Source organism: Pseudomonas sp. Eqa60 (assembly GCF_018326405.1).
GTDB classification, from domain to species: Bacteria; Pseudomonadota; Gammaproteobacteria; order Pseudomonadales; family Pseudomonadaceae; genus Aquipseudomonas; species Aquipseudomonas protegens.
On the sequence record NZ_AP024342.1, the window covers coordinates 4,497,823 to 4,522,619 of the forward strand.

Below are 24,797 nucleotides of genomic sequence, written 5' to 3' on the forward strand. Positions count from 1 at the left end.
CGCCAACGAGGAACTGACGCAGGCGCCGACCTGCATTGCCAGGCTCGGTCCCCCGTTGGTCTAACGGTGGTGACGGGAAGCTTGGAGACCGCGCAAGAACTTGATCTGTTGCGTAAAATCGACTGCACTCAGATTCAGGGTTTCCTGATCTTTCACGCCATATCTTCGGATCAATTCCAGCCGTTGCTGTCCCATGGCGGGCCGACAAACGCGTATGGATTGGCAAGCGGGTGTCTAGGCCCGTCACTTGCCATCGTGGTCACTGTGTCCAACGGCTCTCTCATCACTGCTACCCAGGTCCTCTAATGCCACATCCCAATGCCCTTCTGGAGAAACTCGCCAGCAGTTCCTCGCGCCTGAACAAGAGCCTGCTGGTGCTCGGAGCCCTGTTGTTGCTGTTGCTGGGCATCAGCTATGTGGGGGTGACGCGCATGATCGAAGAGCGGCGCGAAACCTTGCAGTTTCACTTCGCTCGGCTGATGGAGAATGTCCACGAACAGGAAGTGTTCCTGCAGGATATCGCCCGGGAAAGCGTCAAGAGCGAACGGCTGCCCAGTCTCATGTTGCCACCCTACTCACAAAAACCCCTGCCCGATGAAGGGCCGAATATTTACGAGGGCCGCGGCCTGCCGTTTTCGCTGCCCTATAGCTTGAAGATCAATACGGACAGGATTGCCCCCAGCCAATACCCGAAGATCTTTGCGCTGGGTACCCATTTGGCGGCCTATTACAGTGCGTTCTGGTCGGCCTCGCACTATCAGTCGCCCCAAGTCGCCCTGATCAATGGCCCCGACAATTTTGACCTTGCCGTACCCTCCACCGGGCGTTTGCGCGGTCCGGGACGGGTACCAATGCCTATGGGCGATCTGATCGATGCCATGACCCGTTTGAACAAGCGCCTGCGCGGGCAGAACTCACCATTGCCAGATTTTCAGGTGCACTGGGAACCCTATGTCTCTTCCAATGACGACAAGAGCGCCCCCACCCTGCTGGCGTACGTGAGTATCAACCTGGCGAAAACCGCATTGACCGTCGAGGGCGCCGATACCTGGGTGGTGCTGGGCTCGCTGATGAACCTGTCTCAGGTCAACAACATCGAGCGGTTGATGCAGTGGTCGATCTACGATGACTTCACCTTGATCACCCCTCGTGGCGTGGTATTGACCGGAGCTCTGAAACCCGGCGAGGTGCTGGATGAAGGGGTGAACTTCAACCGCGACGGCCTGGTGTTCAAACTGAGCAGCCCCGGGGAGCATCACTGGACGGCGATCTACTTCATCAGCCTGCGCAGCTTCCTCGATTACGCGCTGTGGCCATTGCTTGGCCTGGTCGCGCTGGTGCTTGCGCTGCTCGGTTGCAGTCGGGCGATCAATCGCTGGTACCAGGCCCGGGTCATCCTGCCCGCGCAGAGCGCCCACGCCAGCATCGCTGAAAGCGAGGCATTCAGCCGCACGGTGATCGATACGGCGCCGACCGGCCTGTGCGTGATTCGCCGCAGCGATCACCAGGTGCTGCTGGAAAACCAGCGCGCCCAGCAATGGCACGACAACGGCCAACTGATGAGCTTGCTCACGCCCCTTACGGGCCCCGGTCATGCCGATCTTGAAATCAATGGGCGCCACTTGCATGTTGCCTTCGTGCCCACCCGCTATCAGGGCCAGGACGCCTGGTTATGTGCGTTGCATGACGTGACCCGGCATGTCGAAGATGCAGCGGCACTGGAAGAGGCGCGCCAGGCCGCCGACTCGGCAAACCAGGCCAAAAGCCGTTTCCTCGCCACCATGAGCCACGAGATCCGTACTCCCCTGTACGGCGTGCTGGGAACTCTGGAGCTGCTTGGCCTGACCTCGCTCGCCCCGCGCCAGCAGGATTACCTGCACACCATCCAGCGCTCCTCCGCCACGTTGTTCCAACTGGTCAGCGATGTACTGGATGTGTCGAAAATCGAAGCCGGACAGATGACCCTCGAACTTGAGGATTTCTGCCCGCTGGAGCTGACCGAAGACACCGTGCGCACCTACAGCGCCTTCGCCCGATCCAAGGGCCTGCTGCTCTATGCCTGCATCGACCCGGCGCTGCCGGACCGGTTGCGCGGTGACCCGATACGGATTCGCCAGATCCTCAACAACTTGCTGAGCAACGCCATCAAGTTCACCGATAACGGTCGCGTGGTGCTGCGGGTTCAGTTGCTGGAAAGCGACGACGGCCGCGCCCATGTGCAATGGCAAGTCAGCGATTCGGGAAAGGGGATTACCCAGGCGCAACAACAGCAACTGTTCGACCCTTTCTATCAGGTCAACGACGCCAACGCGCAAGCCGGTGCCGGATTGGGACTGGCCATTTGCAAATGGCTGTGCGAGTTGATGGCGGGCCAGTTGAACGTGGTCAGCGAGCCCGGGCTCGGCAGCAGTTTCATCCTTCAACTCTCGCTGGAACACGCACCCGGTGAGCTGGCCGATTGCCCTGTGTTCGGCCCCGGCAGCGCCGCCGTCTATGTGCGTGCAAAGGTCGCTGAACAGGCCCAACACCTGATGGCCTGGCTCAAGCGTTTTGGCCTCGACTGCCACCCGCTGACGGCCGGTACACCAGTGTCATCGGCACTGCTGGTAGAGCTTTGCTCGCTGGCCAATACCGCGGCCTGGCCGGGTCCGAAGGTCGTCGCCACGGCGGATGGCCCCAACCCTTCGCAATTACGCGGTACCGTCCGAGAAGTCGACGCCCATGATGTCCGCGCGATCGCCTGGGCGATTTACCAGGCCCAGCACGGCGCCAGCACCGACAGCCAACCTTCGTCGCCGGATACCCCCCGGCAGTTGAATCTGCAAGTGCTGGTGGCGGAAGACAATGTGATCAACTCGGCGATCATCAAGGAGCAACTGGAAGTGCTGGGCTGCTCGGTGGTCGTCGCGGCCAATGGCGAGCTTGCCCTGGCGCAGTGGTCGCCCGGACGTTTCGATCTGCTGCTGACCGACGTCAATATGCCGGTCATGAACGGCTACCAATTGACCACGGCGTTGCGACAACTGGATCAGGCCTTGCCGATTATCGGCGTCACCGCCAACGCCTTGCGCGAAGAAGGCGAGCGCTGCGCTAGCGTCGGCATGAACGCCTGGATGGTCAAGCCGCTGAACCTCGCCACCCTGCGCGCGCACCTGGAAAGACATTGCAAAATCGCCCTACCGGCGACCAGCGTTGCGCCTCTAAAGCTGTCACCGAACATGCGCGAACTCTTTGTCACGACGCTACGCCAGGACATGCAGGTCACGCTGACGGCACTGGACAACGCCGATGCCCATCGCGTGGCGCAACAGCTGCACAGCATGGCCGGTGCATTGGGTGCGGCGGTACAGCTCGAGGAACTGGCCACAACCTTCGTCGAGCTGGAGTGTCGCCTGAACGGCATGAGCGTGACCAGCCCCCTGGACCTGGAGGTGCGCCAGAATCTGGCTCGATTGAAAGACCTGCTGGACACCCTTGAATAATTTCAATGCGGATAATCAGCCATGGAAACCCTCAAGGTTGCCATTGCCAATGACCACCCCATCGTCCTGGGGGGTACGAGAGCTGGTTGAGCGTGGCCAATGCTTGCGCGCTGATGGAATACCTGACGCGGCACTTCCCCAACGTGCTGGTGCTGGCGCTGACGATAATTTCCAACCCGCTGAGCCTGACGCGCCTGCAAGAGATCGTGGCAAGCCGGTGCGCAGCAGTGCCGAGCGTTTTACTCATTTGTTGCTAAAGGAACATAAAATAGTGCGTTGATTTGTTCCGGGAGTGGGAGTCAGCAACAATTGACTTAAGAGCGAAAAGATAACAAGCATTCAAAAAACTCTTGCCACGAGCAAACTTGGTGTCAACAGCAACCATACACTTCTGGATTACTAACATAACTAGAAAAAACTCAAACCAATAGACAACTACATTCCAGCTGCAATTAACTTCTAGGAATCGTCTGATGTACCACCAAAAAATCGCGTTATATCGTGTTGTTGTTTTAAACCTAACCACTGGAAAACAACATGAAAAAGCTAACTCGCGCACTTCTCGCCCTTTCAATCATCGCCGCCGCTGGCAATGCCTTGGCAGAGGAGCCCGTTACTCCCCCCGTTACTACACCCGCTAACCCCATCCAGGCCGGTAGTGGCACTATCAACTTCACCGGCACCATCAACAATGACGCCTGCTCCGTTGAGGGTGCTGGCAAGGGTAAAACCATCGCGGTCGAAATGGGCGAAGTGTCGATCAAAGACATGGGCACTCCCAGCGCGCCTAAAGGCAACGGCACACTGAACGTCGAAAACTTCAGCATGAAGATCAACTGCAACGCCGGTACTAAGGTCGCAATGATCTTCAAACCAACCTCGGGCGCAGGTTCGGGTCTCGTGCCCGGTACCAAGGTGCTTCGTCTGATTGACGGTCTGGGGGCTGCGAAAGGTATCGGCATTGCGCTGCTTGACTCCAATGGCGAGGTGATCGACCTCCGCACGGCAAGCACCGCAAAGATCGAAAACTCTCTGCAAGACAGCAACGCCACCCTCAAATTCTCCGCAGCCTACGTAACCACCGGCACTCCGGCACAGGCTGTTGCCGGTCGTGGCGACGCCACCCTACCGTTCACGCTGCAATACGAATAATCCGCGCGAACACACAAGCCCGGTGCGGGGCCGGTCGGCCCCGCATCCTCATTCACTTGCGCGGTAGCCCTCATGTTTTATCGTCACTCACTATCCTTTTGTGCAGGCCTGCTGAGCCTGTTCATGGTCAATCAGGCCATGGCCGGAATTTCCTTGAGCAGCACCCGGCTGATTTTCGACGGCCAGCACAAGGAGGCCGGAATCACCGTGCGCAACAGCGGTGAAGACGTGTTGATCCAGTCGTGGATCGACACCGACTCCAGCGAAACCGCAGCAGTACCCTTTGCCGTCACGCCGCCACTGGTGCGCGTCAGCGGCGACGAACAGCAAATATTGCGGGTGATCTACGAAGGCACGGGCATGCCATCCGACCGCGAGTCGGTGGTGTGGCTCAATGTGCAAGAGATCCCTCAAGCGGCGAAATCCAAGAACACCTTGCAACTGGCCGTGCGTCAGCGCATCAAGGTGTTCTTCCGCCCGGCAGGCCTGAAAAACAACGCCTATCTGGCACCGAGCGAACTGACCTGGCGCCTGACAGAACAAGCCGGCAAGCACCTGTTGGTGGTGAACAACCCTGGCCGGTATCACGTGTCGATTGCCGAAATCACACTTCAATCCGGCACCGTCAGTGAGCAACCCGTTGAATCAATGATGATTGCCCCCGGCGAGCAAAAAAGCTTCCCCCTTAAACAACTTCACAACGCCAATACAGCCCGTCTTTTATTCAAAAGCATTAATGATTATGGCGCACAAGATCGTTATGGAGCACAAATTTCCAACAGTGCCGATACCCGAGCCAGTTTGAATAAACAAACCCCATAACTTAAGCGCCGCTGTGACGGCTGAACTTCCACTGTATTTCTCTTCGCTCCGTTAGTTCGTATCGGAGGTGATATGGGGTTCCTGCATGTTTTTACTCAAGCGCGACAGATGGGCGCCATTTTCGATTGTTCTTTTATTCAGCACCACCTGCGTAGCCGATGACGATGAACAGTTCAATACCTCGTTTCTCCTAGGCGCACCATCTTCTGTGGATCTGCAACCATTGCTCGCCAGCAGTCGTGTGCTGCCCGGCATCTATCGGGTGGACCTGTACGGCAACGAAACGCTGGTCGGCCGCCGCGACATCGATTTTCGTCGCCCTCCCGGCACGAGCAAGGTCGAGGCCTGCCTGACTCTGGAAATAGTGCAGCAACTGGGGGTCGACATCGGCAAGCTGCAAGCCAGCGGCAAACTGAGCAGCGATGATCCCGATGCCTGCCTGGACTTGCCCGCCTTGATCGATCACGCCAGCGTGCGTTACGACGTACCCCGTCTGCGCTTGATCGTCAGTGTTCCGCAACGCGCCATGGTGCGTGGCCGACGTGGTTATGTCGACTCGGCCCTATGGGACGAAGGCGTTCCCGCCGCATTCATCAACTATCAGTTGAGCAGCAGCCGCAACGGCACTCGGGGTGAAAATACCCTGTCCAACAACATCGGCCTGCGCAACGGCATCAACCTCGGCGCCTGGCGCTTGCGTAACGAATCGAACTTTAGCAGCAGCACCGGCCGCCCCAGCACATTCAAAAGTAACCGCAGCTATCTGCAACATGACGTGACTGCCCTGAAGGGCCAGTTCAGCGCCGGGGATATTTTTTCAGATGCCGACCTGTTCGACAGCGTGCGCTATCGCGGCCTGAAACTGGCGTCCGACGACGGCATGCGTGCCGACAGCGAGCGCGGTTATGCGCCAATCATTCGCGGCATTGCGCAGTCCAGCGCCACCGTGGAGATTCGCCAGGACAGCTACCTCCTCTACACCGCCAACGTGCCGCCGGGGCCATTCGAGATCAGCGATATCTACCCCAGCGGCTCCAACGGCGACCTGGAAGTGACGATTATCGAAGCCGATGGCCGCCGCCGGGTGACGGTGCAGGCATTTTCCAGCCTGCCGATCATGGTCCGTGAGGGCCAGTTGAAGTACAGCGTCTCGGCCGGCCGGTACAACAGCAACAGCGTTGACCAGAAGTCACCGCAATTTGTCAGCAGCACCCTGGCATACGGCATCAGCAGTAACTTGTCCGGGATCGTCGGGGTGCAGGCCTCGGAAAACTTCAAGGCGCTGTCCGTGGGGACTGGCCGCAATACAACTATCGGTGCCGTCTCGCTGGACTTGACCCACTCCATGAGCAGCACTTTCGGCAAAACCATCACCGGCAACAGCCTGCGCGCGCTGTATGCGAAGACGTTCACCGGCACCGACACCAACTTCACCCTCGCCGCCTATCGCTACTCGACCGAGGGCTATCGCACCCTCACCGAGCACGTCGAGGAACTGAGCAACGACGGTCAGAAGCGTATCGGCAACTCGAAAACCCGTACCGACCTGACCGTCAACCAGAGCCTGGGCCGAAACCAGCGATACGGCAGCGCCTACATCAACGCCAGCGACCAGCGTTACTGGGGACGCGGGGGCTCGCAAAGCCTGTCGGCGGGTTACAGCAACTATTGGGGCGATGTGAGCTACAACCTCGGCGCCACCTACTCCAAGGATGTCGGCAACTACGGGCCGGCGAACAATGACACACTGGTGAACCTGTCCATATCGTTCCCGCTGGGCTCCAAGCCTCGTGCACCCCGCGCCTTCGTCTCGGCCAGCACGCAGAAATCCAGCGATACCACGCAAATGGGCATCAACGGCTATCTGGCGCAAGACAGCGAAACCTATTACTCAGTGCAAGCCGGCAACAGCAGCAACGGCGGCAGCTCCGGCTCAGTCAACCTCAGCACCCGCACCTCATTTATGGATATCAGCGCCGGTTACAGCCAGGGGCGCGGTTACAACGCGCAAAACCTTAACCTGTCGGGTTCGATCGTCGGCCATGCCGGCGGAATCAACCTGGGACAAACCGTGGGCGAAACGTTCGCGCTGGCGCAAGTCGAAGGCGCAGAAGGGGTGAAAGGGGTGAAAATCGGCAGCTTCTCCGGAGCCAGGACCGGCAGCAACGGCTTCGCCGTGATCCCCAATGCGCAGCCCTATCGCGTGAACTGGATCAACCTCGACACTCGAGACCTGGGCGCCGATATCGAGATCGACAGTGGGACCCGGCAAGTGGTGCCACGTCGTGGTGCCGTGGTGCTGGCGCGTTACACCAGCAAGACCGGACGGCGGGTGCAGTTTGCGCTGTTCGACGCCAAGCACCAGCCGATTCCGTTTGGCGCGTCGCTCGAGGACAGCACTGGCAAACAGTTGGCGATCTCTGACCCTGGTGGCAAGGCTCTGGCACTGGTTGAAGCCGACACCGGTACCCTGACTATCCACTGGCAGGGCCAGAGGTGTGAAGCGCCTTATGCCTTGCCCGAACGCGACAAGGCGCTGAACTATGAGCGGGCGAACCTGGTGTGCCGCCCCTGATTCCTCAGAAATCGCGCTTGTAAAAGATATCCAGGGAGCTGGCGAAACCGCTCGCCGCTTCCAGATAGACCTTCTTGCTCAGCTTGTAACGCAGAGCGATGGTACTGGCGGGCTCAAAGACCCCGACGCCATAGCGCAGGCTGAGCCTTTCGGAAATGGCGCCGCTGGCCACCACGCTGGTGTTGTTGCCGCTGCCCTGGGTATCGAGTTGGAAGTCTTGAATGCCCAGGTTCTTGGCAATGCCTCCGGTCAGTTCCGAGCTGCCCATCAGCCCCAGCCCGAGAGCCGCCTGGGCCAGCATGTTGTTGTCTTCACCGGTGGACGTCAGCGGGCGCCCCAGAACCAGATAGGACAGCGCCTGTTCCTGGCTCATGGCCGGTTCCGAAAATATCTGCGTCGCCGGTTGCTCGGCGCTGCCGCTCAGGCGGATGCCGGCAATCACGTCGTCAGTCTGGCGCACGGCCTCGATGTCCAGGTAAGGCTGGTCGATGGGGCCGGCAAACAGCAGCCGCGCACGACGCACGGTCAAGCGCTGGCCGTAGGCCCGATAGCGGCCGTCGTTGAGCCACAGCTCACCGCGGGTATCCATATTGTCACCAATGTGCACGTGCCCCTGCAGGTTGGCAGTCAGGCCGAAACCGCTGAAGGCCAGCTTGTCCTGGCCCACCTCCACATCGATGTTCATGGCCATGGCCATGGGCTTTTTGCCGTCGTCGGTCTGCTGGCCGACGATCACCGTGTCGTCGGAGACCTTGACCGTCGAGGGCGGCAATTCGCGCACGGTGATCTGGCCCTTGGGGATCAGCACCTTGCCAGCAATCGCCAGCTTTTCCTCCTGCAGCGAGATCTTCAGGTCCGGCGCCACCTCCAGCGCCGCATAGGGCTCCACCGTCACCGGCAGTTGGGTGCCCTTGAGGCTCAGGTCCACCAATAGCGCCCGGCCCCAAGCGATGTTGCCATTGAGGCTGCCCTGCCCGGCCTTGCCGCTTTTCCAGCCGCCGTTGAGCTGCACGCTCTCGCCAGCGATCTGCGCGCTCAGTTGCAGGTCTTCAAGGCTGATGGGCAACTCGGAGCCGGACACCTCGCCCCCGGACAACTGCACGTTGCCGTTGACCTGAGGCGCCAGCAGGCCGCCAGACAAACGACCGCTGCCATTGAGGCTGCCGCTGAGCTTTTCCACCATGGGCACGAACGGCCGCGCCACGGACAGATCCAGGCCGCTGAGGCGGAAATCACCGGACAGCGGTTTGCTTTTCGGCAAGGGATTGATCTGCGCCTGGAGCATCAGCTCACCCAGTTTGCCGCCGTCGAACTGCAACTGCGTGTCGATGCGCCTCGGGGTGAGTCGGGTATTGAGCTTCAATGCCTGATAGGGGAAATCCAGCCACTGGTCCTTTTCCTTGACCCGCAGGGTACCACCGCTGGCGTCCAGCATGATCTGGCCCTGGGGCCCGCTGGCCGGCAAGTCCAATTGCACATCGGCATTGAGCATGCCCTTCCAGGCGAAATCCTTGGGCAACCACTGCGCCAGGCTGTCGAGGGGAAAACGCTTGAGGTGATAACGCAGTTTCGGGTCCGGCATCAGCCGCTGGTCTTCACCGCACAGGCTGGCATCGCCGCTGGCCCAGCAGTGGGCACCGAAGTTCAGCGTGCCGTTGGCCAGCCGCTCAAGCCGGGCCGGGTTCTGCAGCTTCCAGTCCTGGCCGCCGGTCTGTACATCGCCGCTGGCCAGGCGCCCGCGCCAGCTGCCCTGGTCCAGGGCGCCATCCAGGCCCAGGGCCAGTTTCAACAGCGGTCCTTGCAGGTCCAGTTGCAGTTTCTGTTTCTTGATGTCGCCCTGGCCGGCCAGGGTCAGGGTCCCCAACTGCGTGTCGCCCAGTTGAATCCCGCTGCCCTTGAGGTCCACCTGGGCCTTTTGCGCGCCATCCAGAGTGGCGTCCAACTTGAGGTTCTGCAGGCGGTTTTCGGCAAAGGCCAGTTGCTGCCCAGCCAGGTCCAGCTTGCCCTGTGGCGCCTTGAGAGTGCCGGCCAGGTCCAGCCGACCGTTGAGCTGCCCACGCAACTCGGGCCAGAGCTGACCCAGGCGCGGCATCTTGATATCCAGCTGGCCGGTGATCTTCTGTTGCAGGCTGCCGGAGCCGTTGATCCGGTTGTCTCCCAGGCGGATGTCCAGCGCGCCCAGGGTCCATTGCTCGTCCGCTCCGTCGGCCTTGGCCTGGAGAACCGCCGGCTGTCCGCGCAAGCGTCCCTTGAGGTCGAGGTTGGCATTGAGCTTGAGTTGCTGGTTCTTCATTTCGCCCTGGCTGCGCAGGGGGCCGGCCAGGGTTCCGGGCAGCTCCGCCACCCAGTACGCGGGGTTGATGGCCGACAGATCCAGGGCGGTATCCCAGGCAATGCCGTCGGCGAACTGCAGGTTCAGGTGGCCCTCGGCCTTGCCCTGGCCCGCCGCCAGCTTGAACTGCGGCAGATAGATTTTCGTCAGGTCGCCGCTGAACGGGCTGCTCAGGCTGAACGCGCCTGCCGGGCCGTCCAGGTCGCCCTTGAAGTTGCCCAGGTAGTTACCGTCACGGTAAGCCACTTCGGCATCAAAACTGCGGACCCGCACCGCCGGCTCGTCAATCAGCGGATACAGACGGTGCCAGGGGAAGTCCAGCCAGGCCAGCTTGGCCTCGGCGGCAAAACCTTCGCTCCAGTCCAGTTGCCCACTGAGCTTGAGGTGTTGCTTGTCGTTGGCGCTCAGGTCTAGGGCGGCAATCTGTGCGCCCTTGGCGTCGACCTTGCCTTGCAGCAACAGGGCCACCGGGCCCTGCTCCGCCGGCAGGCTGGCCTTGCCGGCGAGCTGGTAGCCGCTTTTCAGGTCGCCCTTGCCAGTCAGCTCCAGCTGATCCAGTTGCAGGGTGTCCGGCAGATCGGCGCTGGCCTTGAACCCATCGGCAGTGATTCGCACCTGGGCTGGCAGGTTCTCCACCAGGGGCTGCACCTGGCCGCTCAATTGCCCTTGCAGGTAGCCACGGCTGTCGGCATTGAGCTGCAGAGTCTTGAGCAGGTCGCCTTCAACCTTCAACGCCAGGGACCAGGGGCCACCGCCGGGAGCGGGCAAGCCGAGGTTGCCCTGGGCGGTCAGGGGCCAGTCGCCACTGGGTTGCAGCAGCCCGGAAAGGTCCAGACTCAGGTCATCGCGCTTTAGGTGCAAAGAGTCGATCTGCAGGCCTTGGGCAGTCCAGTGCGCCGCCAGCTGCAGGGTCTTGAGTTCTTCACTGCCATTGAACAGCAGGCTGCCCACACGCACTTGCCCCAACTCGATGGCCAACGGCAGCTTCAGTTCCGGCAGGCTGATGGGCTCCGAACTGGTTTCGGTTTCGCCGCTCGGAGGGAACAGCAGGCTGACCTGATCGGCTTCCAACTGCTCGATGCACAGGGTCATGCGCAGCAGGCAGCCGGGCGACCAGGTGAACTGCACGGCATTGAGCTCGACCCGGTTGCCCTCCTGTTGCCAGAGCAGATGATCGGCGCTCCAGTGCCCGCCAAAGCGGCCCTCGAAATTTTCCAGGGTCAGCCCCGGCACTCGCGCCAGGGCCCAGCGGCTGCCAGCCTGGGTTCCGAGTACGCTGGCCACGGCCAGAATGATCAGGATCACCAGCGCAACAATCGCCAGCAGCGTTATCTTCAAACCACGCTTCAAAGCTCTGGCCCCATGGAAAAGTGCAAGCGGATGCCGCCATCGTCATTCATCGCGTGGGCCAGGTCGACCCGGATCGGTCCCACTGGCGAAACCCAGCGTACGCCGACGCCCACCCCGGTCTTGAGGTTAGGCAGCTCCAGCTTGTTGAAAGAGTTGCCCTGGTCGACAAAGGTCGCGATCCGCCATTTCTCGGCGATCGAATACTGGTACTCGACGCTACCGGCCACCATGTAGCGGCCGCCGATGCGATCGCCTTCGGAGTTTTCCGGTGACAGGGTCTGATAGTCGTAGCCCCGAACGCTCTGGTCGCCACCGGCAAAGAAGCGCAAGGACGGCGGAATCGACTTGTAGCCATTGGTTGCACTGCCACCGAACTGCACTCGCCCGAGAAAGCGGTGATTGTCCCAGACCGTGGTCAGGCCCTTGAGCAGCACCGTGCCATACAGCAGGTTGGTGTCGGAACCGACCCCTTCCTTGGCCAGCTTGGTGTCGAACTGAATGCGATAGCCGTTATGCGGGTCGATGCGATTGTCGCTGCGCAGGTAGGAATAAGTCAGGCCAGGCATCAGCAGATTACTCAGGCCCGAGTCGTCCCCGAGGCGATATTCCTCTCGCTGATACTTAAGCGACAGTACCCGCTGCCAGCCGCTGGGCAACTTGCTGTGCCACTCGGGACCGATGGTGAGCAACTTACTCAGGGTATCGGTGCCGGCAATCTCTTCATTCTGGTAACCACCGGCGAACCGCAGCTTGTCGGTCAGAGGCGGGTCCAGGGGAATGTCGTACCACAGGCCGACGTTCTGCCGCGGGGCAGAAACTTCCGCCTCCCAGCCGTAACTGTGGCCCTGGGGGTTGACCCAGTGCCGGGTCCAGTTGGCCTTGACCCGCGGCCCCACGTCGGTGGAATAGCCGAGGCCGAGGCCCATGGTCCGGGGCTTGCGGGTTTCCAGCTGGACCGCCACCGGAATCACCTCGTGCTCGGCGGCAGTAGGCGCGGCGTCCACCCGCACGCCCTCGAAGTAGCCGCTCGACTGCAGGGCCTGGTTGAGTTCGGCAATCAGTTCGGAGTCGTAGGGCGCGCCGGCCTTGAACGGCACCATGCGCCGCAACAGGTCTTCATCGAACAGGGAGTCGCCGCTAAAGCTGACCTTGCCCAGCGCGTAGCGCGGGCCACTGTCATAGACCAGGTCGATGTCCGCGACACCTGCCTGGGGGTCCACCGACAGTTTCTGCTGGGTAAAGCGCCCGCTGAAAAAGCCATAGCGCGAAGCCTGGTTCTGGATCAGGCGCTTGGCGTCTTCGTAATGGCCATGATTGAGCACGGCACCAGGCTTGAGCTGGTCGCCGTCGGGAAGGCGAAACGACTTGAGGGAAGCCGCCGGGCCTTCGACCCGGACTGTCACGTTGCGCAGGTGCACCGGTTCGCCAGGGTCGATCCGCAACGTCAGGCGCGGTTTGTCACCGCCACGCACCTCACTCTGGATATGCGGTTGGTAGTAGCCCAGGGCCTGGGCGGCTTTCTTCGCCTGCTCCTCGGCGCCCCGGCTGAACCGCAGCAGGGCTTCTTCATCGCGATCGCCGACACTGCCAATGTAACCCTCCACATTGGCCTTCAACTCGTCATTGGCGGGCTTGACCCTGACATCCAATTCGCTCTGCGCCAGCGCCGCACAGCTTGTGAACAACAGCAAAAAGCCGCTGGTAAATCTTCCTGGAAACTTCATAGGCGCGGATGCTATCACGAGCTTGGGAGGGCGATAGAGCGCTCAGGTGCACGGAAAGTTCTATATCAGGCTGTTGCTCTTTGTAAGTGCTGCGGGTTGGGGTGAAAAAATACGTGCTCACGCACCGGCCCCACCGCAATCTCACCGATCTCTTCATAGCCCTGACGCTTGTAGAACTCCAGGTAACGCGGATTGCCGGTGTCCAGCACCACACCCTGGGAATGTTCGTCCACGGCGCACCAGTTGTGCACCGCCGCCAGCAATTGCTCGCCGAAATGCTGGCCCTGAAACTGCGGATGCACCCCCAGCAGCGGCAGCACATGCACCGCATCATTGGGCAGGCAGGCCTGCACCGCCTGGTGATACTCCAGATAGCGCTGGGTGCAGCGAAACCCGGTGCTGAGCACCATGCGCAGGCGCCAGGCCCAACTTTCGGTGATGCCCAGGCGCCGTTGCGGCGGCGCGATCAGGGCGATACCGATCAGCCGGTCATTGACCAGCAGGCCGATGGCCGGCAGGTCCTGAAGAAAATGCTGCTTCACCAATTCGCGCACTGTGGCTCGTACCCGCTGTTCGTAGCCGGGGCGATCGGCTTCGAAAATGAAGCCGAAGGTCGGCTCATGGCGGTAGGCCTGATACAGCAGCGACCGCGCTTCGCGGGAATAGCCGCTGTCGAGCTGGTGAATATCGGCGATGACATTGGAGGAATCAGGCATGACGGTCACTCTCCCCTGGACCCGGCTCAAATGGCCGCGTTCTTGTTAGTACGAGCCCTGCGCGCCGCTGATCGTTCCCGCGCCCCTGGGACATTAGCAGCGCATCCGCCACGCCGCCACGCTGGCCGGCCCGGGCGTTGTCAGCTAGCATCGCTGTTTTGCCAGGACCGCCGACCATGAAAATCGTCTCGTTCAATATCAACGGGCTGCGTGCCCGCCCCCATCAGCTGGCGGCGCTGATCGACAAACACCAGCCGGACGTGATCGGCCTGCAGGAAACCAAGGTCGCCGACGAACAGTTCCCCCTTGCCGACATCCAGGCCCTGGGCTACCACGTGCATTACCACGGCCAGAAAGGCCATTACGGCGTAGCCCTGCTCTCGCGCCAGGCACCGTTGGCCCTGCATAAAGGCTTTGAAGGTGACGACGAGGACGCCCAGCGGCGCTTTATCTGGGGCACCTTCGCCGATGCCAACGGCACCCCGGTGACCATCATGAACGGCTACTTCCCCCAGGGCGAAAGCCGCGACCATCCCACCAAATTCCCGGCCAAAGAGCGCTTCTACCAGGATCTGCAGCACCTGCTGGAAAGCCGTTTCAGCAATGACCAGCCCCTGGTGGTGATGGGCGATGTGAACATTTCCCCGGAAGATTGCGACATTGGCATCGGCGCCGAGAACGCCAAGCGCTGGCTGAAGACCGGCAAATGCAGCTTCCTGCCGGAAGAGCGCGAGTGGATGGCCCGCCTGAAGAACTGGGGCCTGGTGGACAGCTTTCGTCACCTGAACCCCGAGGTGAACGACCGCTTCAGCTGGTTCGACTACCGCAGCCGCGGCTTCGAGGATGAGCCCAAGCGCGGCCTGCGCATCGACCTGATCATGGCTTCCCAGGGGTTGTTGCCACGGGTCAAGGACGCTGGGGTCGACTATGAACTGCGGGGCATGGAAAAACCTTCGGACCATGCGCCGATCTGGCTCGAACTGGGCTGATCGACAGGCACAAAAAAGCCCATCTGCCGATGGGCTTTTTTTTTGCGGTTACAGCTGTATGTGCTCGACCCGCTCCGTGGTACCGGCACTGGCGATAGCGCTGATGGCGCTCTCGAGGGTGGCTTCCGAATCGTACAAGTGGCTGACCAGAATCACTTCCTTACCAGACTTGAGCTTGAAAAAAGGTTTGCCGCCCGACGAAATTTTCTTGACGTAGCGTTCCGGGGAAGCGCAGTGTGCGCGGAACAGGCCGAGAGCCGCCTCGGCACTGTCCCGGCAAGGGTAGCGGTCGCTTTGAAGCATGGTCTGCGCCTCCTTTGTCTTCAGCAAGAATCTGCATGCACCACTGCCATACTGCTTCAGCTCGAACCAGGCACTCATTTGTAACTCCTTTGCACACTACGAAATAGCAGCTCAACACTGCCGAGGCATCCGCGGGGGATGACGCGTTGGCAGTCGCCCCAATCCCCGCCAGACAAAGTTGCCCACTCTACGCACCGTTCCGGGGTTGGTCTTTAGGACAAATCTCAAAAAATCTAGAGAAAACAGCTATTTATGATGTAGGACTTTCGCCATTTCTCTGCAAATAGCCCCGTCCGTCACATCCCTGTCACCTCCCTGACTTAATGTCCCCAGCACTTACCTCCTCCCTCTATATAGAAGGCCAGTGCCGCCATGCCCCGCGCTTCCACCGTCAGCGAACGAGATATCTGGTGCCGGACCATCAGCCTGTTTCTGATCGGTTTCGTTTGCTACGCCCTGCCCTGGTCGGTATTCGCCGCCCTGCCCTCAGCCCCGGACAATGCGCCCGTCCTGCGCATCCAAGGCTCCAATACCATCGGCGCCCGGCTGGGCCCGGCCCTGGTCAAGGGCCTGATGGAAGAACAGGGCCTGCGCGATATCAGGATCACCGCCAGTGGCAAAGACAATGAACAACAAGTGGTGGGGCAAACCGCCCAGGGCCGAGCGGTGCGGGTGGAAGTGGCCGCCCACGGTTCGAGTACCGGCTTTGCCGCTCTGAAAACCGCCCGGGCCGACCTGGCCGCCGCTTCACGGCCGATCAAGGACAGCGAGCTGGTGGACCTTGAAAGCCTGGGGGATCTGAAAAGCCCCAGCGCCGAACAGGTGATCGCCATCGACGGGCTGGCAATCATCCTGCATCCGCACAACCCGCTGAACCAACTGAACACCGAGCAACTGGCCCGGCTGTTCAGCGGCGAAGCCAGGACCTGGGAAGAACTGGGTGGCATTGGCGGCGCGGTACATCTCTATGCCCGGGATGATCAGTCCGGCACCTACGACACCTTCAAGGAACTGGTACTCAGCCGTCGCGGTAAGACCCTGGGGCCCGGCGCGAAACGTTTCGAATCCAGCGAGCAGTTGTCCGACGCAGTCAGCCATGACCCCCAGGGCATAGGTTTCATCGGCCTGCCCTATGTACGCCAGGCCAAGGCGGTGGCCATTGTAGACGGCGACTCACAGCCGATGCTGCCGCTCAACAGCCTGATCGCTACCGAGGATTACCCGCTGTCACGGCGCCTGTACCTGTACCTGCCGCCCAATGGGCAGAACCCCTGGGCCGATGCCCTGGTGAGCTTTGCCCAGGGCAGCAAGGGCCAGGCCATCGTCGCCGCCAACGGCTTTATCGCCCAGACCGTGCAGGCCATGCGCGTCGCTCCCGGCCCGCAGATGCCGGAGGCTTATCAGGCGCTCACCCGCCAGGCGCAGCGCCTGACGGTCAACTTTCGTTTTGAGGAGGGCAGCGCCAGCCTGGACAACAAGGCCCGCCAGGACCTCAATCGGGTACTGGATTACCTGCGCCAGCACGGCAAGATGAACCGCCAGGTGACCCTGGCCGGCTTCGGTGACGCCAAGAACGATCCGGCCCGCGCGGCCCTGCTGTCCAAGCTGCGGGCCATGGCGGTACGCCGGGAACTGGTGAAGAGCGGCGTGGTGTTTCGCGAGATTCGCGGCTTTGGCGCCGAGCTGCCGGTAGCAGCCAACAGTGCCGACGAAGGGCGGATCAAGAACCGCCGCGTGGAGGTGTGGGTGTACTGAACTCCCAGCGGCCGGCCTTTCGACAGGCCGGCCGCATCGCCCTCAATGCCCGCTGCGCATCAGCTCCTTGGGTACATACTTGCCGATTTCATACTTGCCGATCGCCGCGCGGTGCACCTCATCCGGGCCGTCGGCCAGGCGCAAGGTACGCTGCATCGCATACATGTAGGCCAGCGGGAAGTCGTTGGAGACCCCGGCCCCGCCGTGGATCTGGATCGCCCGGTCGATCACCCGCAGGGCCACGTTCGGCGCCACGACCTTGATCTGGGCAATCTCGCTCTTGGCCACCTTGTTGCCCACGGTGTCCATCATGTACGCGGCCTTCAGCGTCAGCAGCCGGGCCATGTCGATCTCCATCCGCGAGTCGGCGATCTTGTCGATGTTGCCCCCCAGGCGCGCCAGCGGCTTGCCAAAGGCAGTACGGTTCACCGAACGCTTGCACATCAGTTCCAGCGCCCGCTCCGCCATGCCGATGGAACGCATGCAGTGGTGGATCCGGCCCGGGCCAAGGCGGCCCTGGGCAATCTCGAAACCACGGCCCTCACCCAGCAGCACGTTCTCGTAGGGCACCCGGACGTTGTCGAACAGCACTTCGGCGTGGCCATGGGGTGCGTCGTCGTAGCCGAACACCGGCAACGGGCGAACAATCTTCACCCCGGGGGTGTCCACCGGCACCAGGATCATCGAATGCTGTTGGTGGCGCGGCGCATCCGGGTTGCTCAGGCCCATGAAGATCAGGATCTTGCAGCGTGGGTCGCAGGCGCCCGAGGTCCACCATTTCTTGCCGTTGATCAGCCACTGGTCGCCGTCGCGTACCGCACGGGCCGCCATGTTGGTGGCATCGGAGGACGCCACGTCCGGCTCGGTCATGGCGAACGCGGAGCGGATCTCGCCACGCAGCAATGGCTCCAGCCAGCGCTGTTTCTGCTCTTCGTTGGCGTAGCGCACCAGCACTTCCATGTTGCCGGTATCCGGTGCCGAGCAGTTGAAGGGTTCCGGGCCCAACAACGACCGCCCCATGATTTCCGCCAGCGGCGCGTACTCAAGGTTGGTCAGGCCTGCCCCCAACTCCGACTCAGGCAGAAACAAATTCCATAGCCCGGCCTCCTTGGCCTTGAGTTTCAGCTCTTCCATGATGGCGGTCGGCTGCCAGCGATCGCCTTCGGCAACCTGACGCTCGAAGACCGCTTCAGCCGGATAAACATAGGCATCCATGAACGCGGTGACACGCTCACGCAGTTCCTGAACCTTGGGGGAATAGGCGAATTCCATGGGCAGCTCTACCTTTGTGACGATCGGGTGTTGGAGGACTGAAATCGATGCTAGATCAGCTACGAAAATTTACCTAGCCTATTCTCGGCGTGTATTAACATTCATCACCGATATATGATCGGCTGATCCGACAGGCTTCCGAGCCCTCCCACAGGCCCTAACAATAAGAGTGCAGCGCAATGAATCTGAGCAAGGTCGATCTCAACCTCTTCATCGTTTTCGATGCGATCTACACCGAAGCCAACCTGACCCGCGCAGGGCAGATCGTCGGCATCACCCAACCGGCGGTATCCAACGCCCTGGCACGCCTGCGCGAGACCTTCAACGACCCGCTCTTCGTGCGTACAGCCCAGGGCATGGTGCCCACGCCCATGGCGCAGAACATCATCGGGCCGGTGCGCAATGCCCTGTCGCTGCTGCGGGTTTCGGTCCAGGAAAGTCGCATTTTCAACCCCCTGCAAGCGGTCAAGACCTACCGCATCAGCATGACCGACCTCACCGAAGCGGTGATCCTGCCACCGCTGTTCCAGCGCCTGCGGCGCCTGGCGCCGGCGGTGATCATCGAAAGCTTTCTCTCCAAGCGTCGGGAAACCACCAAGGAGCTGGCAGCCGGGCGCCTGGACTTTGCCGTCGACGCACCGCTCAATACCGACCCCCAGGTGCGTCACGTCAAGCTGATGGAAGACCGCTATGTGTGCGCCATGCGCAAGGGCCACCCGCTGGCGGGCAAGGAAAAATTCAGCCTGGACGATTACCTGTCCCTGACCCACATCCATATCTCCAGCCGCCGCAGCGGCCTCGGGCATGTCGACCTGGCCCTGGGCAAGATGGGTATCCAGCGCAAGATCGCCCTGCGCTCCCAGCATTACCTGATGGCTTCCCAGGTGCTGCAGCAGACCGACATGGTGATGACCGTACCGGAGCGCTTTGCCCGTCGCCATGAACTGCACGCGTTCAACCTGCCGGTCAATGATGTCCCGCCGGTGGAAACCCACCTGTACTGGCACGAGAGCACCGACCAGGACCCGGCCAACCGCTGGATGCGCGAGCAGATGATCGAGCTCTGCCAGCAGGTCACGGCCTACGAAAAGAAGCTCGACCAGCAGACCGCCTGAGCCCTTTCGCCGGCAAGCCCTCACTGCAGGAGCCGGCTTGCCGGCGAACGGGATCGGCTCGGACTGCTTGACGTATACGTCAACCTGCCTTTAGCTTAGCGCCAAGCCCCCTCTTGAGCGCCTCCATGAGCAGCCAGACCTACAGCATTTCCGACCTCGCCCGCGAGCTCGACATCACCACCCGGGCCATCCGCTTCTATGAAGAGCAGGGCCTGCTGGCTCCCGAACGCCGTGGCCAGGAGCGCATCTATTCGCCCCGGGACAAGGTCAGCCTGAAACTTATCCTGCGGGGCAAGCGCATCGGCTTTTCCCTGGCCGAGTGCCGCGAACTGATCGAGCTCTACGACCCGAGCAGCGGCAACCTGAAGCAGCTGCACAGCATGCTGGCGAAAATCGCCGAGCGTCGCGAACAGCTCGAACAGCAATTGCTCGACATCGAACAGATGAAGCTGGAACTGGACACCGCCGAAGAGCGCTGCACCCAGGCGCTGGAACAGACCATCCTGAACCAGAAAAGCACCGCCCGATAATCATCGGCACACCTGCGCCCGGGCGCCGGTATCCGCTACTCCCTATAAGAAGGTGAACCTGAATGTCACTCCCCAGCCATGTACGCCTGATCGAAGTCGGCCCCCGCGACGGCCTGCAGAACGAAGCCCAGCCCATCAGCGTCGAAGACAAGGTGCAATTGGTGGATGCCCTCACCGCCGCCGGCCTGGGCTACATAGAAGTCGGCAGTTTCGTGTCTCCCAAATGGGTGCCGCAGATGGCCGGTTCAGCCGAGGTCTTCGCCCGTATCCAGCGCAAGCCCGGGGTTGTCTATGGCGCACTGGCGCCCAACCTGCGGGGTTTCGAAGATGCCCTGGCGGCTGGGGTCAAGGAAGTGGCGGTGTTCGCCGCGGCCTCGCAAGCCTTCTCCCAGCGCAACATCAACTGCTCCATCAGCGAAAGCCTGGAACGCTTCGTGCCGATCATGGACGCCGCCAAGCAGCACGGCATCAGCGTGCGCGGTTACGTGTCGTGCGTGCTGGGCTGCCCTTATGAAGGTGAAGTGGCCCCGGAACAGGTGGCCATGGTCGCCCGCGAGCTGCATGACATGGGCTGTTACGAGGTCTCTCTGGGCGACACCATTGGTACCGGCACCGCCGGTGCCACCCGGCGCATGTTCGAGGTGGTGGGCGCCCAGGTACCACGGGAAAAACTCGCCGGGCACTTCCACGACACCTACGGCCAGGCCCTGGCCAATGTCTACGCCAGCCTGCTGGAAGGCATCGCGGTGTTCGACAGCTCCATCGCCGGCCTCGGCGGCTGCCCCTATGCCAAGGGCGCCAGCGGAAACGTCGCCACCGAAGACGTGCTCTACCTGCTCGATGGCCTGGGCATCCATACCGGTATCGACATGGACCGCCTGATCGACGCCGGCCGGCAGATCTGCAACGTGCTGGGGCGCCCCTCCGGCTCCCGCGTGGCCAAGGCGCGTAACGCCAGCTGAGGCATTGTGCGGCCGGGTGTTACCGGCCACTCCGATCTGGGGCGGGAACGAGTAACACGGAAACAGTTTGTCGAATTTGTTGCGGTACAGATTGTCCTACAAAATTATCAAATCATTGATTTTAAAGGACTTTAAAAAGTTGGCACGGCTTCTGCTATCTCTATGGCATAACAAGAATAAAAAGCAGCAAACCTAATAAAAATAAGACGTAACGACTCTGAGATAACAAAAACAACACGGCAGAGACGCAGCTAACAGATTTTTTTGGAGAGGATGCACTGTGCAGGAGGGCTTGCAAGAGCCACCCGCAACCGGTCAGAGAACAATAAAACTACCCTGAGGTAGCTCCCGAACTGGTTGGATCGCCCTGGCGACACATTGAATCAGCGCTCAAAAAAATACGTTTGCTCTTGATCCCGGATGGGGATCGCCAAAAACAGCAGTAAAGGGCAACGGTTGCCAAAAACAACAATAGACCGCCCCTCAATAATAAAAAAAGAGCACGCAACGACAAAATTAAAGGGGAGCTTCGGCTCCCCTTTGTGCTTTCTGCGATCCCTCTTTGCTGCCCATAAAGCGTGCACCGGCGCCGATGCACGCTCCATCCGGGTTCACCCCTTGTTCATGCGCTCACGCAGCTCCTCGATGCTGATTTCGCGCATGCGGAACTTCTGGATCTTACCGGTCACGGTCATGGGAAACTCTTCAACGAACTTGAAGTAACGCGGCGTCTTGAAGTGCGCGATACGCTCCTTGCACCAGGTCTGCAGCTCCAGCTCATTGGCCGAATGGCCGGGGTGGAACTTGATCCAGGCGACGATCTCCTCGCCGTACCTGTCGCAGGGGATGCCGATTACCTGCACATCGGCCACCGCAGGATGGGTGAAGAAGAACTCTTCCAGCTCTCGCGGATAAATGTTCTCGCCACCGCGAATGATCATGTCCTTGTTGCGCCCGGCAATGCACACATAACCCTGCTGGTTCATGGTGGCCAGGTCACCGGTGTGCATCCAGCCGGCCTGATCGATGGACTCGCGGGTGCCCTCAGGGTTGTTCCAGTAACCGAGCATGACGCTGTAGCCCCGGGTGCACAGCTCACCGATGGTGCCGCGGGGCACCACATTGCCGGCCTCGTCGATGATCTTGCTCTCCAGGTGCGGCTGGGTCCGGCCCACGGTGGTCACCCGCAGTTCCAGGTCGTCGTCCGGCCCGGTCTGCAGCGACACCGGGCTGGTTTCGGTCATGCCGTAGGCGATCTGCACTTCGCTCATGTGCATTTCGCTGATCACCCGGCGCATCACCTCGATCGGGCAGGTGGCCCCGGCCATGATCCCGGTCCGCAGGCTCGACAGGTCGAACTCGCTGCGTCGGGGCTGATCGAGCACAGCGATAAACATCGTGGGTACGCCGTACAGGCCGGTGGCGCGCTCTTCGGCCACCGCAGTCAAGGTCAGCAGCGGGTCAAAGGCGTCATTGGGATAGATCATGGTGGTGCCGTGGGTGATGCACCCCAGGTTGCCCATGACCATGCCGAAGCAGTGGTACAGCGGCACCGGGATCACCAGCCGGTCGGTAGCAGTCAGGCCCAGGCTCTCCCCCACCATGTAACCGTTGTTGAGGATGTTGTAGTGGCTCAGGGTCGCGCCCTTGGGGAAACCGGTGGTGCCGGAGGTGTACTGGATATTCACCGGCTGGTCGAAATCCAGGCTGTCCTGGCGCGCCTGCAACTGCTCGGCCGTGGCCCCCGCTCCCAGCGCCGATAGCTGCGACCAGGGCAGGAAACCCGACGGCGGCTGCGCATCCAGGCTGATCACCCCGCGCAGCTCGGGTAACCGCTCGCTGTGCAATTGGCCGATGGACTGTTCCGCCAGCTCGGGCACCAGGCCCTGAAGCATGCCGTGGTAATCGGACGTCTTGAAGGCTCCGGCGCAGATCAGCCACTGGCAGCCGGACTGCCTGAGCACATACTCCAGCTCGGAACTGCGGTAGGCCGGATTGATGTTCACCAGAATCGCGCCGATCTTGGCGCTGGCGAACTGGGCGATGCACCACTGGGCGCAGTTGGGGGCCCAGATCCCCAGGCGATCGCCGGTCTTGAGCCCCAGGGCCAGCAGCGCCCGGGCATGCAGGTCGACCGCTTCGCGCAGTTGCTGCCAGGTGTAGCGCAGCTGCTGGTGGCGCACCACCAGAGCCTCGCCCTGGGGATAGGCGGCGACGGTGTTATCGAAAGCCTGGCCGATGGTCAACGCCAGCAGCGGCTGGTCTTGCGTACCACGGGTGTAACTGCGATCCGGCTGGAAACCCGAGTGTTCCATGACGACCCCTATTGTCTTTATTAGTGGGTGTGCAGGAGCCAGGCGAAAGGTGCAAAACAGCCTGGCTCCAATCGAAAGCCTCGCTACTCTGGCGCAAGTTGACGTTTACGTAAAGGGCGATTGACAGCCACCGGTCGCAGGTTTACGTTAACGTAAAGGTGAGAGCCCGGCTGCGCCGCTCTCGACATCCTGTTCCCTCAATAAAAACAAGTTTGAAGGTGCCCCGCCATGAGTTACCCGACCCTGAACTTCGCCCTCGGTGAAACCATCGACATGCTGCGCCAACAGGTCCAGGCCTTCGTCAAGGCGGAGCTGGCACCCCGGGCAGCGCAGATCGATGTCGACAACCTGTTCCCCGCCGACATGTGGCGCAAATTCGGCGACATGGGCCTCTTGGGCATTACCGTGGCGGAAGAATACGGTGGCGCCGGCCTGGGTTACCTGGCGCATGTGGTGGCCATGGAAGAGATCAGCCGCGGCTCGGCCTCGGTGGCGCTGTCCTACGGCGCGCACTCCAACCTCTGCGTGAACCAGATCAACCGCAACGGCAACCACGAACAGAAGAGCAAATACCTGCCCAAGCTGATCAGCGGCGAACACATCGGCGCCCTGGCCATGAGCGAACCCAATGCCGGCTCCGACGTGGTGTCGATGAAGCTGCGGGCCGACAAACGCGGCGACCATTTCGTGCTCAATGGCAGCAAGACCTGGATCACCAACGGCCCCGATGCCAACACCTACGTGATCTACGCCAAGACCGACCTGGAGAAAGGCCCCCACGGCATCACCGCCTTCATCGTCGAGCGCGACTGGAAAGGCTTCAGCCGCAGCAACAAGTTCGACAAGCTGGGCATGCGCGGCTCCAACACCTGCGAGCTGTTCTTCGATGACGTGGAAGTGCCGGAGGAAAACATCCTCGGCGTGCTCAATGGTGGCGTCAAAGTGCTGATGAGCGGCCTCGACTACGAGCGCGTGGTGCTCTCCGGCGGCCCCACCGGGATCATGCAGGCCTGCATGGACCTGGTGGTGCCCTACATCCACGACCGCAAGCAGTTCGGCCAGAGCATCGGCGAATTCCAGCTGATCCAGGGCAAGATCGCCGACATGTACACCCAGCTCAACGCCAGCCGCGCCTACCTGTATGCGGTGGCCCAAGCCTGCGAACGCGGCGAAACCACCCGCAAGGATGCCGCCGGAGTGATCCTCTACAGCGCCGAGCGCGCGACCCAGATGGCCCTCGACGCAATCCAGATCCTCGGCGGCAACGGCTACATCAATGAATTCCCCGCCGGCCGCCTGCTGCGCGACGCCAAGCTCTACGAGATCGGCGCCGGCACCAGCGAGATCCGCCGCATGCTGATCGGTCGCGAACTGTTCAACGAAACCCGCTAACGGAGCTGTCC

The 24,797-nt window shown here is 61.3% G+C and carries 18 protein-coding genes; 11 read left to right on the forward strand and 7 right to left on the reverse strand.

Features of this window, described 5'->3' with window-relative positions; translation table 11 throughout:
- The first annotated feature begins 305 nt into the window (after nt 1-305).
- From KI242_RS20240 to KI242_RS20260, 5 genes are all read left to right on the forward strand, one after another.
- A complete protein-coding gene (locus KI242_RS20240) occupies nt 306-3,482 on the forward strand; it encodes a hybrid sensor histidine kinase/response regulator (protein WP_212805479.1) in 3,177 nt (1,058 codons plus the stop codon).
- A gap of 86 nt (nt 3,483-3,568) precedes the next feature.
- Nucleotides 3,569-3,739: a hypothetical protein gene (locus tag KI242_RS20245; RefSeq protein ID WP_244868146.1), complete on the forward strand. Its 171-nt coding sequence runs from the start codon at nt 3,569-3,571 to the stop codon at nt 3,737-3,739.
- Between the two features lie 280 nt (nt 3,740-4,019).
- Nucleotides 4,020-4,634 (forward strand): fimbrial protein, encoded by a 615-nt coding sequence (locus tag KI242_RS20250; protein WP_212805480.1) that lies wholly within the window; start codon nt 4,020-4,022, stop codon nt 4,632-4,634.
- A gap of 72 nt (nt 4,635-4,706) precedes the next feature.
- Entirely contained in the window at nt 4,707-5,456 is a 750-nt protein-coding gene (locus tag KI242_RS20255; RefSeq protein WP_015636308.1) for a molecular chaperone, read from the forward strand.
- A gap of 85 nt (nt 5,457-5,541) precedes the next feature.
- Entirely contained in the window at nt 5,542-8,031 is a 2,490-nt protein-coding gene (locus KI242_RS20260; RefSeq protein WP_212805481.1) for a fimbria/pilus outer membrane usher protein, read from the forward strand.
- Nucleotides 8,032-8,035: 4 nt separating this feature from the next.
- On the opposite strand, the gene KI242_RS20265 is transcribed toward KI242_RS20260, so the two are convergent.
- The 3 genes from KI242_RS20265 to KI242_RS20275 all read right to left on the reverse strand — a co-directional run bounded on the left by KI242_RS20265 (nt 8,036) and on the right by KI242_RS20275 (nt 14,153).
- Nucleotides 8,036-11,713, reverse strand: a complete 3,678-nt coding sequence (locus KI242_RS20265) for a translocation/assembly module TamB domain-containing protein (RefSeq protein WP_212805482.1) — start codon at nt 11,711-11,713, stop codon at nt 8,036-8,038.
- Nucleotides 11,710-13,437 carry an autotransporter assembly complex family protein gene (locus KI242_RS20270; RefSeq protein ID WP_015636311.1) on the reverse strand — a complete coding sequence of 576 codons (1,728 nt, stop codon included), beginning with the start codon at nt 13,435-13,437 and terminating at the stop codon, nt 11,710-11,712. The genes KI242_RS20265 and KI242_RS20270 overlap by 4 nt, the downstream gene beginning before the upstream one ends.
- A 65-nt stretch (nt 13,438-13,502) precedes the next feature.
- Nucleotides 13,503-14,153 (reverse strand): GNAT family N-acetyltransferase, encoded by a 651-nt coding sequence (locus tag KI242_RS20275; RefSeq protein ID WP_011062214.1) that lies wholly within the window; start codon nt 14,151-14,153, stop codon nt 13,503-13,505.
- Between the two features lie 176 nt (nt 14,154-14,329).
- Here KI242_RS20275 and xthA point away from each other — a divergent pair, with 176 nt between their 5' ends.
- Complete coding sequence (gene xthA, locus KI242_RS20280) at nt 14,330-15,142, forward strand: exodeoxyribonuclease III (protein ID WP_011062215.1); 813 nt, start codon at nt 14,330-14,332, stop codon at nt 15,140-15,142.
- Nucleotides 15,143-15,190: 48 nt separating this feature from the next.
- Here xthA and KI242_RS20285 read toward each other — a convergent pair whose 3' ends face one another.
- A complete protein-coding gene (locus tag KI242_RS20285) occupies nt 15,191-15,523 on the reverse strand; it encodes a YegP family protein (RefSeq protein ID WP_011062216.1) in 333 nt (110 codons plus the stop codon).
- Nucleotides 15,524-15,817: 294 nt separating this feature from the next.
- Between KI242_RS20285 and KI242_RS20290 the strand changes: the two genes are divergently transcribed.
- Nucleotides 15,818-17,200: a phosphate ABC transporter substrate-binding/OmpA family protein gene (locus KI242_RS20290; RefSeq protein WP_011062217.1), complete on the forward strand. Its 1,383-nt coding sequence runs from the start codon at nt 15,818-15,820 to the stop codon at nt 17,198-17,200.
- Between the two features lie 42 nt (nt 17,201-17,242).
- Here KI242_RS20290 and KI242_RS20295 read toward each other — a convergent pair whose 3' ends face one another.
- Nucleotides 17,243-18,472 carry an acyl-CoA dehydrogenase gene (locus KI242_RS20295; protein ID WP_011062218.1) on the reverse strand — a complete coding sequence of 410 codons (1,230 nt, stop codon included), beginning with the start codon at nt 18,470-18,472 and terminating at the stop codon, nt 17,243-17,245.
- Nucleotides 18,473-18,651: 179 nt separating this feature from the next.
- Here KI242_RS20295 and KI242_RS20300 point away from each other — a divergent pair, with 179 nt between their 5' ends.
- The 3 genes from KI242_RS20300 to KI242_RS20310 all read left to right on the forward strand — a co-directional run bounded on the left by KI242_RS20300 (nt 18,652) and on the right by KI242_RS20310 (nt 21,079).
- Nucleotides 18,652-19,587, forward strand: a complete 936-nt coding sequence (locus KI242_RS20300) for a LysR family transcriptional regulator (protein ID WP_011062219.1) — start codon at nt 18,652-18,654, stop codon at nt 19,585-19,587.
- Between the two features lie 125 nt (nt 19,588-19,712).
- Nucleotides 19,713-20,117: a MerR family DNA-binding transcriptional regulator gene (locus KI242_RS20305; RefSeq protein ID WP_011062220.1), complete on the forward strand. Its 405-nt coding sequence runs from the start codon at nt 19,713-19,715 to the stop codon at nt 20,115-20,117.
- A gap of 62 nt (nt 20,118-20,179) precedes the next feature.
- A complete protein-coding gene (locus KI242_RS20310) occupies nt 20,180-21,079 on the forward strand; it encodes a hydroxymethylglutaryl-CoA lyase (RefSeq protein ID WP_041119081.1) in 900 nt (299 codons plus the stop codon).
- A 383-nt stretch (nt 21,080-21,462) separates the two neighbouring features.
- Here KI242_RS20310 and KI242_RS20315 read toward each other — a convergent pair whose 3' ends face one another.
- Together KI242_RS20315 and KI242_RS20320 are read right to left on the reverse strand one after the other, a co-directional pair.
- Nucleotides 21,463-21,684 carry a hypothetical protein gene (locus KI242_RS20315; RefSeq protein WP_125062762.1) on the reverse strand — a complete coding sequence of 74 codons (222 nt, stop codon included), beginning with the start codon at nt 21,682-21,684 and terminating at the stop codon, nt 21,463-21,465.
- A 6-nt stretch (nt 21,685-21,690) separates the two neighbouring features.
- Nucleotides 21,691-23,394 carry an AMP-binding protein gene (locus KI242_RS20320; protein WP_169893217.1) on the reverse strand — a complete coding sequence of 568 codons (1,704 nt, stop codon included), beginning with the start codon at nt 23,392-23,394 and terminating at the stop codon, nt 21,691-21,693.
- 228 nt (nt 23,395-23,622) lie between these two features.
- Between KI242_RS20320 and KI242_RS20325 the strand changes: the two genes are divergently transcribed.
- Nucleotides 23,623-24,786, forward strand: a complete 1,164-nt coding sequence (locus KI242_RS20325) for an isovaleryl-CoA dehydrogenase (protein ID WP_015636316.1) — start codon at nt 23,623-23,625, stop codon at nt 24,784-24,786.
- The last annotated feature ends 11 nt before the right edge of the window (nt 24,787-24,797 follow it).